At 42.8% G+C, this 14,937-nt stretch carries 13 protein-coding genes and 1 pseudogene; 5 read left to right on the top strand and 9 right to left on the bottom strand.

Features of this window, described 5'->3' with window-relative positions:
* Positions 1 to 64 precede the first annotated feature (64 nt).
* Positions 65 to 997, bottom strand: a complete 933-nt coding sequence (locus AC1HDP_RS10895) for a tyrosine-type recombinase/integrase (protein WP_479638791.1) — start codon at positions 995 to 997, stop codon at positions 65 to 67.
* A 254-nt stretch (positions 998 to 1,251) separates the two neighbouring features.
* On the bottom strand, positions 1,252 to 1,950 hold the full coding sequence (locus tag AC1HDP_RS10890) for a hypothetical protein (RefSeq protein WP_479638790.1): 699 nt from the start codon (positions 1,948 to 1,950) through the stop codon (positions 1,252 to 1,254).
* Between the two features lie 477 nt (positions 1,951 to 2,427).
* Between AC1HDP_RS10890 and AC1HDP_RS10885 the strand changes: the two genes are divergently transcribed.
* Entirely contained in the window at positions 2,428 to 2,805 is a 378-nt protein-coding gene (locus tag AC1HDP_RS10885) for a hypothetical protein (RefSeq protein WP_479638789.1), read from the top strand.
* Here the strand turns inward: AC1HDP_RS10885 and AC1HDP_RS10880 are convergent.
* A protein-coding gene (locus AC1HDP_RS10880) for an IS3 family transposase (protein ID WP_479638788.1) occupies positions 2,778 to 3,937 on the bottom strand; the annotation gives its coding sequence in 2 pieces (ribosomal slippage) (positions 2,778 to 3,688 and positions 3,688 to 3,937; 1,161 coding nt in all). The two genes, AC1HDP_RS10885 and AC1HDP_RS10880, sit on opposite strands and share 28 nt — an antisense overlap.
* Before the next feature lie 48 nt (positions 3,938 to 3,985).
* On the opposite strand from AC1HDP_RS10880, the gene AC1HDP_RS10875 reads away from it, so the two are divergent.
* The 3 genes from AC1HDP_RS10875 to AC1HDP_RS10865 are packed head-to-tail and all read left to right on the top strand — an operon-like array spanning position 3,986 to position 6,718.
* Positions 3,986 to 4,525, top strand: a complete 540-nt coding sequence (locus AC1HDP_RS10875; protein ID WP_479638787.1) for a hypothetical protein — start codon at positions 3,986 to 3,988, stop codon at positions 4,523 to 4,525.
* A 1-nt stretch (position 4,526) separates the two neighbouring features.
* Complete coding sequence (locus tag AC1HDP_RS10870) at positions 4,527 to 6,236, top strand: ThiF family adenylyltransferase (RefSeq protein ID WP_479638786.1); 1,710 nt, start codon at positions 4,527 to 4,529, stop codon at positions 6,234 to 6,236.
* Complete coding sequence (locus AC1HDP_RS10865) at positions 6,233 to 6,718, top strand: Mov34/MPN/PAD-1 family protein (RefSeq protein WP_479638785.1); 486 nt, start codon at positions 6,233 to 6,235, stop codon at positions 6,716 to 6,718. Before AC1HDP_RS10870 ends, AC1HDP_RS10865 begins: the two co-directional genes overlap by 4 nt.
* Before the next feature lie 519 nt (positions 6,719 to 7,237).
* On the opposite strand, the gene AC1HDP_RS10860 is transcribed toward AC1HDP_RS10865, so the two are convergent.
* A complete protein-coding gene (locus AC1HDP_RS10860) occupies positions 7,238 to 8,479 on the bottom strand; it encodes a site-specific DNA-methyltransferase (RefSeq protein ID WP_479638784.1) in 1,242 nt (413 codons plus the stop codon).
* Between the two features lie 80 nt (positions 8,480 to 8,559).
* Here AC1HDP_RS10860 and AC1HDP_RS10855 point away from each other — a divergent pair, with 80 nt between their 5' ends.
* Positions 8,560 to 9,225 carry a hypothetical protein gene (locus AC1HDP_RS10855; protein ID WP_479638783.1) on the top strand — a complete coding sequence of 222 codons (666 nt, stop codon included), beginning with the start codon at positions 8,560 to 8,562 and terminating at the stop codon, positions 9,223 to 9,225.
* Positions 9,226 to 9,405: 180 nt separating this feature from the next.
* Here the strand turns inward: AC1HDP_RS10855 and AC1HDP_RS10850 are convergent.
* The 5 genes and pseudogenes from AC1HDP_RS10850 to AC1HDP_RS10830 all read right to left on the bottom strand — a co-directional run bounded on the left by AC1HDP_RS10850 (position 9,406) and on the right by AC1HDP_RS10830 (position 14,857).
* Positions 9,406 to 10,102 (bottom strand): annotated as a pseudogene (locus AC1HDP_RS10850) (IS6 family transposase).
* A gap of 730 nt (positions 10,103 to 10,832) precedes the next feature.
* On the bottom strand, positions 10,833 to 11,801 hold the full coding sequence (locus AC1HDP_RS10845; protein WP_479638782.1) for a DUF4862 family protein: 969 nt from the start codon (positions 11,799 to 11,801) through the stop codon (positions 10,833 to 10,835).
* Positions 11,802 to 12,059: 258 nt separating this feature from the next.
* Positions 12,060 to 12,506 carry a hypothetical protein gene (locus AC1HDP_RS10840; protein ID WP_479638781.1) on the bottom strand — a complete coding sequence of 149 codons (447 nt, stop codon included), beginning with the start codon at positions 12,504 to 12,506 and terminating at the stop codon, positions 12,060 to 12,062.
* A gap of 82 nt (positions 12,507 to 12,588) precedes the next feature.
* On the bottom strand, positions 12,589 to 13,683 hold the full coding sequence (locus tag AC1HDP_RS10835; protein WP_479639872.1) for a site-2 protease family protein: 1,095 nt from the start codon (positions 13,681 to 13,683) through the stop codon (positions 12,589 to 12,591).
* A gap of 145 nt (positions 13,684 to 13,828) precedes the next feature.
* The gene (locus AC1HDP_RS10830; protein ID WP_479638780.1) at positions 13,829 to 14,857 is read right to left on the bottom strand and encodes a methyltransferase; all 1,029 of its coding nucleotides are present in this window, start codon (positions 14,855 to 14,857) and stop codon (positions 13,829 to 13,831) included.
* Positions 14,858 to 14,937: the final 80 nt, after the last annotated feature.

Genomic DNA, 14,937 nt, shown 5'->3' with positions numbered 1-14,937 from the left:
CTATAGTGAGAGGCAAGATAGTGGCAATGGTGGGCGCGCCATTGGCGCGATGATTTAGCGCGCTTTAGCATGTTGTTTTCCCGCCTCGTTGCTTCGAGCTCGGCGCGTAATGCAGGGCTGCGGCCGCTTCACGCATAAAGGCATCTCCGCGCTTGTCATAAATAGTGGTGGTGCTGATATCCGCATGTCCTGCCATTTGGCGTACCGTGTTGATATCCACGTTTTGCTCAAGTAGCCGAGTAATAAAGGTGCGGCGTAAATCATGGGGTGAAGCGCCGACCACGCCAATGGCTTCGAGCTTGTCTTTCACCAACCGATAGAGGGTGTCACTGCTTACTGGCTCTTCAGGGGCCAGCTGGCCTGTTGCCGTGCACTTACAAATGAGTTTGCCGGGCTTTTTGCTGCGAGACTTAAGCCATTCAATGATATGCAGCTCTACCCATTGGGGTAAGAACAGCACTCGGCTTTTGTTACCTTTGCCTGCAACGACGGTAATGGTTGAAGTAGTGCTGTCGTAATCTGCAATAGTCAGGGCTGCGAGCTCACTACGGCGTAAGCCAGTACCCATGAACAGAGCGAAAATCGCGAGCGTTCGCAGACCATAGATTCCTTTACGCTTGGCTAGTAATTCAAAAAGTTCCGTGACTTGCTCGGCACTGAGGGGATTGCCCTGATGGACACCGTGTTTCATGTTCGCGATGCTGTTGATATGCGCGACTTGCTGCATATCCGCTTCACCCATCAAGGCGGCGACCTTGACGATACTCTTAATCGCAGTCATCGCACGGTTAATCGAGCGTGCCGACCACTGCTCGTGGATGAGCAATGCCCGTATCTGCATTGCTTGTTGATAGTTAATGTTACTGAGCTGCTTGTCTATCGTTGCCTCAGGCCAGTCCATCAGCCGCGCAATACTGCGCATCTGCGAAGCAATCGAGCGCTGACTATTGTGCGCAAGACGGCTCAAATAGAGCGCATAAGGGGTCGCTGTAGTCATAGATAACTCCAGTAAGGATTAGATTGATTTTTTACTATGTAGTTGAAATGGAAGGGAATGGTGATACCATTGCGTAAGAGTATGGTATCACAAATGCGGCTATTTTTCAGCCGCTATATTTGACACGGTTAGGCGTGGAATAATCAAGCTTTCAAAGCAACCTTAATACAATTCGATTTTTAAAGGCGGTTCAAGTTTTATGTTGAGGGGCGCTTATGAAGCATATCTATCTGTGAGATCGACCTGTCACAGAATCATGAACTGCCTCTTTTAAGTTTAATGATTTCTAATTTCAGCTTATGATTTTCTTTGATGAGTAATTTATTCTTTTCATTTAACTCTTTATTGACAATACCTCTTATATTCCTTAACTTATCGAAGTTGGTTATTTTATTTCTCTTTAGCTCTTCCAATATGGCGTGTATGATTTGGTTTGTTTTGCCTTGATAGACGTCGTCTTCAGATGTTAAATTTTTTCCTGAATAACGCTCACTGGTTGCAGCGTTGTATTTGTCTAACTCCTCTATTAGATCGTACATCTCTTTAGTGTCATTGATACCATAGCCGTTCAAATGGATTAATAAAGTTTCGAATACCTCGTTGTCACTTTTTCCTTTGATTTTTTTCTCTTCTGGTGTTAGGCGGATGAATTTAAGTATATCTTCAAATGTTGATTTTTTAATATAGAACTTGGTTCTTTCGGCATCTTTAGGCAGTTGTTTTATTTTCTGAGTCCATTTGCGCCAATAGCCTTCTAGCTTGTCATTGTGATTATTGAGAGTTTGGGTGATCCCATTTAGTTTGGAATCGTTATCATTTCCACTTTCATTGAGCTCTTTAATTAATCGTTCTATTTCATTATATAGTTTGTGCTTTTTTCCGATCATTCTTAATAAGTGGTGCCCATAGTTTTTCCATTCTTCCGTAGTCCGTTCAGACCGGCATCTGCCCATGAAAATCTCCCTTATATACACATGTAGTGATTACTATAACCAAATTCCCCAGCTGATTATATTTAGTTTCATGGCCTATTGCATAGGCTGTAAGTAGTAAGTTTTCTCATAATAAATCGTATGTCCATTTGAAAAAAATTGTTATGTCCATACTGAATTTTTGGTATGTCCATGCAAAATATATCATATGTCCTGACTTGAAAAAAACTAGAGAAAGCTTTGTGCTACGTGATTTCTAGATGGATTTTACTGGTGGATATCATTTTTTTGTATCCTTACAATGCTAAAATCATTAGGATGTTTCAATAATTGTTATCAAAAGCTTCGTGAGCTCATCGGTGAAGATGAATCTGCGATGAAAGGGATGCTTAAGTCGTCCGTACTGGATTTCGATGTCGTGCACAGCTACTGCATGTGGATAATCACTGGGACTTGCTTAAATGTCAGCCCAATATACTGTAATATAGGTATTCAAGGATGAGTAGTTCTAAGCCATATAATAATCATTTCAATAGTTCTAAGAGTGGTGTAGACGAAACCAATATTTTTGAAAACTTTGTTCCAAGTAAGATTTTTGATATCTCAAGAGCAGATGATTACCCATTAGTTCAGCCAGAACTTAATCGTAAAATTGCAGCCCTTATAAATCCCAAGACATTAAACTACACAACAAATATCGCAAAGATTATGGGTGTACTGCAAGATAGAGAGATTGTTCAGTACCAACAAAATCTCATTGAGGCTGCAATCAATAGCATCAGCGAGGATACCGTTGATATAGATTACATCCGCATTGGTTTACATCTGACTGCTAAAGACTGTACTGGTCAACTCAAACTGGACACTTTTAGTTGAGAATTTTCAAACTCTACTGGTGATAAATCATTATTAGCTGAATGAAGGTGCTCTAAGTTGTAATACCTCATATAAGCGGCCACATCCGACTTCATAAACTCATTTGTTGGTTGACTAACCTTAAAAATCCAATCGTGTTTTAAGCTACCAAAGAAACGCTCAACAACGGCATTATCCCAACACGCGCCAACATCACCCATGCTGGCTCGGATACCATAACTCGAGAGCAGCCTACCGAATTGCTTACTGGTATATTGCGAGCCTCGGTCACTGTGAAATACCAACCCTCTTGGCGGTCGGCGCAGGTTGTAAGCTTTCATTAATGCCTTAGATATCAGATCCGTGGTCATGCGTTTGTCTATGTGCCACCCCACAATCCGGCGTGAATATAAATCCATCACCACCGCCAAATACATCCAGCCTTCACCTGTCTTTAAATAGGTCACGTCACCTGCCCAAACCTGATTAACAGATACTGGGTTAAAGTTCATGTTTAGCAGGTTATTAGCCACGGCATCAGAGTGTTTGCGCTGTGTCGTCACCTTATAAGCCCGTCGCTGGGTTGCTTTGAGTCGAAGGCGGTGCATAATTTTACGAACGAGATAGCGACCAACCTGGTAGCCTTCCTTGCGCAATTTCTTCACCATTTCACGATTACCTAAGCTGCCTCGACTTTGCTTAAATAGCTTTCGAACAAGGCGATAAAGCTTCAGTGTTTCAAGACTTATCACGTTTGCAGGGCGTTTATGCCAATCGTAATAGCCTGACTTACTGACACTCATTACTCGGCATAACAGCGCAGTAGGAAACTGGTTAGATAACTGTTTAATGAAGCGAAATTTTACTTCATTTCTCTCGCAAAGAAGGCGCTTGCCTTTTTTAGAATTTCTTTCTCCATGCGTAGTTCTTTGTTTTCTCTACGTAATCTCTTTAACTCATCACGTTCAGATTCTTGTAGGGCGATACCCTGTTGCAATGCTTGGTGTTTTTCCTTCCAGTTATAAAGCAGGCTTGTGCTAATCCCAAGAGACTTTGCTGCCTCAGCAATACTATAGCCCTGTTCTAGCACCATTAAGACGGCTTCGTCTTTGAATGTCTGCGGATAACTTTTATGTGATTTTTTTAAACTCATATCGACCTCTTAATTTATTGACCATACTGTCTCAAAATTAAGTGTCCGATGGAATTAGACCAGAACATTCAGCAGTGGTTTATCGAATCCGTAAAAGAAGTTGGTGAGCACTTACGTTTAGCTTGTCGTTTTTTAAAGGGGTGGCGTGATGTTACGTGGGAAAATGGCGGTGGCCCATCTTCTATTGCTTTGATGAAGTGTGCTGTAGATACTCTTGGCCAATCGCCACTTGACGGTACAGACCTTGGGTTGATTATCAAGGCGGTGGCAAGTAACCTTGCTAAGCAGTTTAATGCTGGTGTCGCAAGCCCTGACCCATCTGATGATCGCCCTTTGTTCCCTGATAGTAGCCAGCATACCGATGAGCTGCGCAAGATTGTACTTGCAGCAAGAAACTTGGACTTATGTCTTCATTCAGCAATGACTGCCAAAAACCGAGATGATGCGTCTAGCAACTTGAGCCAAATTTTCGGTGAACGTGGGGTTAATGTTGCGCTGCTGGTCTCTGCTTTGGCCGCTCCCGTCTATGCGACGCCTGCGGAGAAAAGTAAGCCTGCCGAAATTGAAAAAACAATGACGAGTGGCTAACTTGAAGTTTCGAAGTCATTTGTTACGCGCGGGCTTTGAGTGGTTACAGCCACCGACCCGCGGGCTACCTGAACGGTTTAGAGCGCTTAAAGGAACTAAGTTCATTAAGCGCTATGTGACCGCTGTTGGTGACTTTAAAATATTGCTGATCCGTACTCATCAAGATCTGACTAAGTTACCGCTCACTTATATACTGGAAAAACCAGTTCAGTTTAATGAAGTTGCATTACCTCATATTAGTAATAATGGCTACTTATGCTTTGCTGATAACGATCAGAGCCAATGGAACCCACTAGATGGCGCAAGCTTTGCTGAGGCAATTGATAATAGTATTGCTAAAACGCTAAATATTGCCGTTGATAACTATGAAAATCCAGAAGAATACCGAAATGAGTTCTCCAATTATTGGGAAGGATATTGTAGTGCGTTTAGCTTTGAAGCCTTACCTACGAAGAACAAGGTGCTGAAATATTGTTCGCTTAGGGTTAAAACTGGTCGTGATGTTAAAGAAACGTCAGAGTTTGTTGTCTACACTGAGCAAGATGAACGTAATCGCTGGTTGGAGTTGCGTGGTGAAAAGTCTGCTGTGGAAGATGGTGTAGCGATTGTTGTAACGGTTAAGCCAAATAATTGGACCCCCATTGCAGTTTGGCCTCCAAATAGCCTTGCTGACGTAATCGACTGGTTAGCTAAAGCAGACTGTAGTGCCCGCGATAATCTTATATTCCAGTTAGTAAAATTATCGGTTAAACGAGCGTTAGTGATTCTTCAGATAACCGATGAAGGCAATCTTGGTTTCAAATTGACGTTTAGCGCTCAGTATCAGAAATTACTTGAATCGTGGAGTAGTCGTAAGAAACGTTCGGTCCGGTCAATGATTGCGCCTATCCGTAGTTCAAAGGCGATTGAGTTTTTTGTGCGACTTCACGTTGAGGCCGTTGATCGTGATGCGGTCTTCCTAAGAAATCGGCCTAAGCTAGAAATGGGTGATATACGTGATAAGCGTATCGCTCTAATCGGTTGCGGAACGATCGGTGGTTACGTGGCAGAATATTTGGTTAAGGCCGGAGCGGGAGCTGGAATTCGAGGTAGTTTAACACTCTATGACTCAGATCGGTTGAGTATTGGTAACCTTGGTCGGCATCGTTTACCCGTTAGTTTCGTGGGTTGGAATAAAGCAGATGGACTTGCGAAATTAATCGAGGATGAGGCGTTACACCCTGTATCGGTTTATGTTAAGAAGGAGGATTTTGAAATCTTTGCTGGAAATCTAAAAGATTACGATGTGGTGATAGACGCTACTGGACGCGTACCTGTAAGCCTAGCCCTTGCAGGTGCAGTTAGAAAAATCCCTATGAATCCACCGACTATTATTCATGGATTGAACTATCGCTGGGGTCAAGAGTCAGTTGTATTTATCGACAATGGTAAGGCTTGTTATGGTTGCCTCGATAAATTTACCAAGGCGGAAGCCGACCAGCCAGTTTTCGATACTTCTCGATATTCCTGCGGGAGTGTTTATACACCATACGATGTGAATGTCAGCGTGATTTCTGCTGCTTTGGTAGTTGAGGCCGTATTGAGTACGTTAGAACCGAAACTTAAGTGGACTTATAGCAAGGTAACGAGTGAAAACGTGAAGTCGCAGAAACGATCAGTGCTCAAGCCTTGGAATGATTGTAAAGTTTGTGGCAGAGGAAAAGTTCGTTGAGTAAGTGTGATATTGAATTAGTTTACGAGGTAGAAGGTTCTAACGGTACGCGTTTCGTAGTAATAGAGCCTCTCGCAATTAACTCTATGCGCGCATTACGTCAAATTGATCCTGCCGACCACGAAGCGGGAGGAGTGTTGATTGGCGAGCGAAGAGGGGGAAACTTTGTAATTAAGGAAGTTACGACGCCCTCATTGGACGACCGTGCTTCGCGTTTTCGTTTTGTCCGGAATTTTTTCCACCATCAGTTAGCGGTTGTTAATGCCAATCGACGTTCTGGTGGAACTAGTAACTATTTGGGTGAGTGGCATACTCATCCTCAAGATCTGCCTTACCCTTCAAGTATCGACTTTAAAAACTGGAAATTGAGTTTACGTGGCCAAAAACCTTGCCTAGTGGCAGTTGTTGGCCGCGATGGAGATTGGTGGTCGCTTCACGAAAATGGCAAATTTCATAAATTAGTTGCTTTGAACGCATTTTAGTCATGATCCGATAGAAACTTTATACTGGGAGGAGTCAGCAATATTTTCCCTCCTTGCTTCAAGATAAAGGATCGGATTGAATTAGGGTATTTGAGATACTTTTTTCATCTTACCTATCTGCACTAAAGTAAGTTTTCTAACTCACTTTTGTCCGAAAGTGAGCTTTATGTGTGAATCAGCCTATGAGAGACTGATTCACACATAAAGCTTAGCGATCTCGTGTTAGTTCTTTGCTTACGTGTTTCTGCACACCTAAGCGAGTTAGAAGTCAGAGATGAGTCAAAATCTGACTGTTTATGCAGTTTTATGTGCATAAACGAAGTCTATCGACATAATCTAGCAATTCGCTTCGAAAATAGCTGCATTCTGCTCGTAAACACGCGATTTCAGCATGTTAATACATATTAAAATGCAAAACAGAATCGTGAGCTTTAAATGCTAAGTATCTCGTTTGTAGTGGCCAAGTTTACTATGCCACTACAAAGTGCTGGCTGATAGTTAATGAATGAAGGTTGTAAATTACAAAACCTCATAGCAAAAACTATTGTCATTAGTCGATAGTCTCTTTAATCGATCTTCAGTGATATCTGCAATCGTTTTATAGCCAAAGGCAAAAGCTTCGTGTGATGATGCGATCTTTTGTTCTTGTTCGACTAAGACAACGGTTCTATTTCCACCATCACGAACGTTTAGATTGTGGGCTGCATGTGCTGTAGTTCCTGAACCAGCAAAAACGTCGATGATCTTAGCATTATTATCACAACAGCAGTCTATGATATCCTCAATCAAATCAATTGGTTTTGGTGTATCAAAGATTTTGCTACCAAATATTTCCTTAATTTGATTGGTTGCTCTTTCCGTTAAGTAACGGTTGTCAGTCCATAGGCTCTTAGGTTTAACACGCTTGCCTTCTGTGAAGTAATTTTTAACGTATATAACACCATTAGGGCTAGCATAAAGCTTCCAAGATTCTTGGCTAGCTTTATCACGTCCCCAAAGCCATCTTCGTTCAATACCTTTGCTATCTATGGGATAGGCAGATTTCAAATCGCCAGAAAGATTCTCAGTATATACATTACCTTGCTTGTCAAAGTACAAAGGGTAATACATTGTTGGCCGATCTTCGCGGCGACTCCCATCGCCTTTTTTCCTAAATAGGCCATTGACTTTGAAGGGCCCGTGGATATCTTTCTTATCGTAAGAAGCGTCACAGGCTTCCCTTACTCCTACCAATTTTGAGTCACTGGATTTGCCATATAGGACAACATATTCGTGATTTGTAGAAATCCCAGGTTTACTACCCTTGCCATTCTTACTTCGGCAAATAGCTATACAAGCAATAAAATTGCTCTCTCCAAAAATTTTATCCAAAAGAACTCGTAAATATGGTTGCTCATAGTCATCAATACTGATAGCTATTATGCCACTTTTTTTCAAGATCTTATGAAGCGGGATGAGTCGCTCTGCCATGAACTCTATCCACTGGCAATGGCTTCCCCAAATAGAGTGCCCTTTAGATACTCTCGAGTCATCGTAGATAAATTTGTTTCTGGTGTTGTAAGGCGGATCTATATAGCAAAAATCGAACTCTTCGTGCTGCTCTACAAGGTGTTTTAATACGACAGCGTTATCACCTCTGAACAAACGACATGAAGATCTTCCCAAACTCAGTTTAGGTAAATAATTCATAGGCAATAAGTCTGGTTGAATGTTTAAACTCAACGCAAAGTCTTGATTTAATTTGTTGATTTGATTGTTCATATTGTGCACTATACTCCACTGGCATTGAATTCTAACATATAGGCCTGTTTTCCTAAAGTTGGCCGTTTAAGGGGAGGTTTATGGCTGGTCGTAACGATTACCCAATTGGGAGCGTTGGCAAAACATATTCACAAAAGAGTATCCAAAAGAGGCTGGAAGCCTTTTTCATTGATAATGTTGGCAAGATCGTTACAAATGAAATGTTGATACAAGTTGCAAGAGACCCAATTACAGGAAAGGATCCTGAGAACTGGCACCAACGTCTGTCTGAGCTGAGAACTGACTCGGGTTATACGATTCTGTCTAAAAGAGACAGAAGCTATCTTGCAGTTGGAGAGTATATTCTGATGTCAACTCAAAGACGTGAGAGTGCTGGTAAGCGAGTTTTACCTACAAAAGATACTTGGCAAGCTGTTTTAAATAGAGCCAAAAACTGCTGTGAATGGAATGACAGTGGTGAGCTTTGTCTTCTTAAAGATGGTGAAAAAGATCCGATTGGTGGTGGTACAGTAAAGCTAACACCAGATCATGTGGATCCTCATTCACTAAATCCCAATACCGACCCAAGTGATTCCTCCCAGTGGCAGGCTTTATGCGGAAGGCATCAAGTGATGAAAAAGAATTACTGGAACTCTGCAACTGGAAAGGTAAATACTCAGGCAATCATTCAAGCTGCGCCCCACGACGATAAGGTTTTGGCTTATCACTTGCTGTGTGAATACTTTGGTTACGAACCTCAAAAGTAAAAGTGAGTTTTTGGGGCCCTGAGCTGTATAGCCACGTTTATGGCGCTAGTTAAGGTATTGTTGCCCGCTTAGATACAACCCTTTTGGCGGTAATTGGCTTGCCACTCTTTAAACTGCGGTTCTGTCGCAAACTGAGATCTTGCTGTTATATTTTAAGGGCGCAGGATCTCTCAGATACAATTATGCAGCTAAAGAATAAAATTGTTCCCATGGTGTCATCTTTTCGGTGGTGTTCATTTGCCCTTGCTTAATCATGGACCAAAGTTCAACGCCAGCAAGCGTTGATTCGGCACCTTCCCAAGACTTCCAACCCAAACATTGATGCATTTTATCTTTCACTTTCCGGTGGCTTTGCTCAACAATATTATTCAGATATTTTATGGCTAAAACCTCAATCATAAACAACATGCAACCAGACAGCCAAAGACGAATATTCATGGTGTCTAATGCCGTAGCATTCGCCCTACTTTGATCAATGACGACCTTTTCAGGTAAGCCATGTTGGTTGATAGCTTTATTGAAAAATGCCCGAGCAGCAGGTTCATCACGGGTCTCACTCAAATAAAAATCAATAATAGCGCCGTATGTATCCACGGCGCGATAATAGTAAACCCAGCGACCTTTAATCTTTATGTAGGTTTCGTCCATTCGCCACGCCCCTGATACTCGACGCTTTCTCTTCCTGAATATGGCTTCGAGTTGCGGCGCATATTTGATAACCCAACGGTCGGTTCAGTGTTGAGTGGTCAAAATGGATATTACGTTCAGCGAACATCTCCTCAATTTCACGGTAACTCAGTTTATAGGCCAGGTAATATCGTAGGGCTTGCATGATGATATCTGTTGGGAAATGGCGTCCAGAAAAGTTTAGTGACATTGATGATGTTAGTTAACAGAGCATCGCTCATGATAAACCTGTTCCTCAGTTTGCGACAGAACCGCCCATCCGCTACAGTTTCGGCCTTAATGCCATTAGGCGCTGCAATGGGGATCCCGCCAGGACTATTAGTTGCATTATATCCAGCAACTTGTGGTGATTTTATCGTGCCAGGTGCGGGGCAAATTGGCTGCGTGTCATTTGACCGCACGGGAACCACTAGGCTTGGCACCTACGTGATAAACCACAGCTATATAATGCCCGGATTTGTCATGATTATTTCGTCTGTGGCTGCTGGTTACTTTATATCTAAACTGGTTTTCTAATGTTTTTATAAGAAAACTACATCAGCAATATGCGGGTAAGGTGGTTGTCGAAATTAATATCAAGTAGCCACTCAACTCCAACAAGCAGCTAATTAAAAATTATACTTGGCTGCTTGTTTTTTATAACGCCTCCTAATGTATTCCTATAACTTATATTAAGTGGCTTGGCTTTAGGCGCTAACCTTGGTGATGAGTGCGCGTAATTATTTGATCATACTTGTGGGTGTTGATTTTCTGGAATAGCAACAGTGGTCGAGACTAGCTAACTTAATTTGAGCTAAATCTTGGGGATAAAAAATTGGCTACTTAGTCATAAGTAGCCAATTACACGCTGTTAAAAATACTGAGTCATAGCCGACTAGCGTTTTAGGATATTGATTTTAGGGCTTGAGCTCTTTACAGGTTTAAACAGTTTCGCTCGCGCTTTGCATCAAGTGAGTTAAGCCATTAACGTATGACATTCTTTGCTCAACGCTGGCTTGATTTGGACGCAGTGATATCTTGGCACCTAAAAAGCCTAATGTTGACGGGGCGCTTAAGGCGATACACTGACGGATTTGCTCTAAGGTCAATAATGAACGCTCAGCATAATCTTTAATGCCTAAAGCTTGAGCTGGTGGCATATGAGTGTCTTGCCATTGACCATAAGGGCCTGCGTAATCGCTCGCGCCAGAAAACATTAATCCAGTTAATAAGTTAGCTTTTTTAGCTAGCTCGATATGCTGTAATGGGCCGGCAGTACTACGAGTTTCAATGGCAGAGCGTCCCCAGTTAATGCAGATACCAATATCGCCATTAAGCGCTTTATTTACATTGGCAATAGCCGTGATTTCATCTTCTAAGCGCATAAAGCCTTTCGCTGGCGCTTGACCCGCCATATAGGCATCACAATGCTCAATCACCAACTTTGCACCATGCCAGTTACTAGACTGCAAGCTAGTTAACGAGGCTTCAAGCGCCGCTATGGATGATTGGCTAGCTGCGGTGATCTTAGGCGCAGTATGTATCATGATGGCGCTGACGGCTTGGCGGCCTAAATGATCATTCAGTTTTTTGATAGCTGCTTGCGCTTGTTGATAAAAAGCTATCGCCGCTTGTCTGCCGGCTTCATTGGTGGAGGCAATACCAAAGTGTGGATTTTTGGCTAATTGCGCCATCACACCCGGAATTGAGGTAAAGACAAATTGCCAATCTTTATCGATATTATTAAGAAACCACTCATCATCAAAGGGATGCAAAGTTCCTGTGAACGGGTGTTCGATGCCACCTATGTTATCTTGTGATTTAAGCTGTTGGTAATACTCGGTTTCTAACTCTTTATTCCAGCTCACGCCAGAGGGCGCGCTGGCATAGGCGCCAATAATATACTTCATTAAATACTAGCCTTAGGCAGGAGTTGATAGTCAAAAAGGTGTCGCTCATTACACCATTGCTTTTTTGCTAAAGCAATTTATCTGCGCTTCAGTTGCGCTAATTGAGGCATTTATCAGATGACGTCAGCCTTATGCTAACTGTTGGCAGAATAGATATTTAGATACTTTATCGCGTCAGTAAAGTTACTGGGTTTAGTATGAACACCATGTGGTATAAAAATATTTTAACCGTCATTATTGGTCAAAATAAGCCATTAATTAGTCCATACCAAGTGGCTGCTGATTATCTTTCGCTGTTAATGGCTTATCAGGGGTAACGGTAAGTCCTGTTATCGGCTTCACTTGAGCATAAATACTTACGGCTAATAAGGTGATAATGCCTGCTATGGCAGCGCTTAAACCGTGGTGCAGTAGTAAATGGCTTAAGATGAAAGTGGTGATATCTTGCCAACTATCTATGAGCGCTAACTTTACTAGCAAGCCAAGATACAGGCTGGTGTGCAGCAGCAGTGTGGCCAAAAACACTTGGCGAAACTTCAGTTCAAGCCTCTGCTTCTCTAAGCTTTTATTCCAGCGCTGATACACACTCGTTAACATGAGTCCAAGCAAGGCTAAGCCCATGCTCAACATGGCCATGCCAAGTAGCGAGGTTTTGATGATGAGGATAATTAGCAGTACTAACAACCATTGGAAATAACGGGGCATGATGCTCAGATGAAGTAGATGGCCAAGTCAATATAAGGGCTAAGCTTAGCCATCCAGGCTTAATTGTGAATGAATGGCAAACTTAGCTGCTTAAGATTTTTAATGGCAGGGCTAAGATGTCATCGCCGCTACTGGCGAAATACCAAATGATTGCGATTAAGGCGCCAACTGTCAGTAAATACCAGATGGCTGAAAACACTTGGCCATATCTATCTAAGGGCAATAAATGGCTGTGATGACGACTGCGCCATTCAAATACTATTTCAACACTGCCTATCAATAACAAAAAGCCCAATAAGGCTAATCCCAAGCTGTAACTGATATAAACGCCGATGGCCGCGCCGATAATGCAAGCTGCTAACCCCACTATGCTATTCATAGAAAAGCTGATGCTTTTTAGGATATGGCCACCGTCTAACGGCAAAATTGGCAGTAAATTAAATAGATTTAACAGGGCATTAAAGCTCGCAAGGCCCGCAAAAAAGATATTGCCAGTGATCCAGTAAGCCACTAAAGATAACAGCGACATAAATAGGCCAAAGGTCGGGCCCATGATAGATATCACTACATCTTGCCAGCGGGTATTTATCTTTTCATCACTGAGGGCTAAGCCGCCCATAAAGGGGATGAGATAGATACCTTTGGTTTTCATGCCAAAGTATTTCATGGCGCGAATATGGCCATACTCGTGAAACACTAAGCAAGCTATCAGTGCTAAAGCAAATTGAAATGAAAATAGCCAAGAGTAAGCGGCAATACTGGCGCCAGCGAGCACAACTTTAATCACCTTAGCGCTTTTTAGTAACTTAAAACCTAAAGACGCTAAGCCCACTAAGCTTAATTGCGAGACTTTAACCGGTGCCACCACAGGTGTTTGCTGCTCAATATCGTGCTGGTTGCGCTGGCCTTCTGTGACTAATTTATCTTGCGCGTATAGTTGATAAGACAGGGAAAATGGCTGCCAATTTAGATCTATCTTTAAGGTAATAGTGAGCGTTTGCTCACCGGATTGGAGCTGGAATTGATGACTGCGCTGTCCTTGGTTATCGGCGCTTGCAGGGCATTGTGCCACTAAGGCATTGTCCCAATATACGGCCTGCCAGCCAGCTAACGACGCTTCGAGACGTAGCGGTTTTCCTAAACAATCAATATTCAGCAGTTGCACTTGTTCATCCAGTGAGAAAAAACGTCATTATGCCAAAGTTTTAGCCTGTGGGCGTGCGCTAGTTGTAACTAATTTTTCGCAGCAGTTGAGGGGGCGCTAGGGTTAGCAAGAATGTAAACCAGCTTACTAACCCTATATCTTGACTTGATAAGCTAATTTAGCCTTGTTGGCGATAGAGCTTATATTTATTAGTGCTCGCTATCACGTTAACGCTTTGTTTAAAGGCGCTGGCGATAGCATCGCCATAAGGTAAGTGTCCATTAGCCACAATCTGCCATTGACCACCTTTCGCCAGTTGCTTAGCGCTATCGCTAACAAAGTCGGTGGCAATTTGGGTGGTGCTTTGTAAGCCATCATGAAACGGTGGGTTAGAAATGACCGCATCAAATTGACCTTGAGTCTGAGCCAAACCATCCGATGGATAAACCTTAGCCTGCATGTTATTCGCTTTGAGGGTTAATTCACACGCGGCCAATGCCATGGCATTAATGTCCACACATTCCAGCTGTAATTCTGGCTGAGCTTTAAGTAACGCTGCGGCAATCACCCCGGCGCCACAGCCAAAATCTAACACTCGACCCTTAAGCTGCGGTAAATGCTGCAGTAATAACTGCGTGCCCAAATCAAGCTTAGATTCACTAAATACCCCGACCAAATTGCAAATGGTGAGCTCGCCTTGCGGCGTTTGTAATTGATATTGGCTAGCAAAATCATTGAGATTGAGTGGCGCAGGCGCTGCCATTAACTCACTCACATACAGCAGACTATGACGGGCATTATCGATTTTATGTGCTGGGCTAAACCACGCTGGCATCATCTTAGCGATGGATTTAATACCGCCTTTGTTTTCGCCGGTCACTAGCACTTGACCACCAATATTGAGGTGATGGGCGGCCAGTTGCAGTAAATACGGGAATAAATTCTTAGCCTTAGGAAAATAGATGATCACTGAATCAAACTTATCTGGCTGTGGCCATCTGTGACCAAAATGACAGGTGAGCTGCTTATTCGCCTGATTGTTAAGACCTAAATGGTGATGATAATCCAACGCGAGCGCGCCGACTTGGGGCGTGCTATGGCTGAGTTCCACGGCTAATGAGTCACCTTCATGATTGAGAAGTAACACGCTTTTGCCAGAAACTAGCGAGTGGTTGCGCATAATAAGTTGAGATGGATTAGTGAGCACTTTGGGGTCATCGGTTCAATGAGAATGATGGCAATTATATCCTAACTAAGCCTTTTTTTGACAGCGCCTCACGGATGTCA

Source organism: Shewanella sp. ISS20, from assembly GCF_056522965.1.
The sequence above is the reverse complement of the archived record's forward strand: the minus strand, read 5'-3'. Positions and strand labels throughout refer to the sequence as shown.

Bases quoted from the DNA above. Each gene is read 5' to 3' on its own strand.
- AC1HDP_RS10895 (WP_479638791.1), bottom strand. From the start codon at position 997: ATGACTACAGCGACCCCTTATGCGCTCTATTTGAGCCGTCTTGCGCAC.
- AC1HDP_RS10890 (WP_479638790.1), bottom strand. From the start codon at position 1,950: ATGGGCAGATGCCGGTCTGAACGGACTACGGAAGAATGGAAAAACTAT.
- AC1HDP_RS10885 (WP_479638789.1), top strand. From the start codon at position 2,428: ATGAGTAGTTCTAAGCCATATAATAATCATTTCAATAGTTCTAAGAGT.
- AC1HDP_RS10875 (WP_479638787.1), top strand. From the start codon at position 3,986: ATGGAATTAGACCAGAACATTCAGCAGTGGTTTATCGAATCCGTAAAA.
- AC1HDP_RS10860 (WP_479638784.1), bottom strand. From the start codon at position 8,479: ATGAACAATCAAATCAACAAATTAAATCAAGACTTTGCGTTGAGTTTA.
- AC1HDP_RS10855 (WP_479638783.1), top strand. From the start codon at position 8,560: ATGGCTGGTCGTAACGATTACCCAATTGGGAGCGTTGGCAAAACATAT.
- AC1HDP_RS10845 (WP_479638782.1), bottom strand. From the start codon at position 11,801: ATGAAGTATATTATTGGCGCCTATGCCAGCGCGCCCTCTGGCGTGAGC.
- AC1HDP_RS10840 (WP_479638781.1), bottom strand. From the start codon at position 12,506: ATGCCCCGTTATTTCCAATGGTTGTTAGTACTGCTAATTATCCTCATC.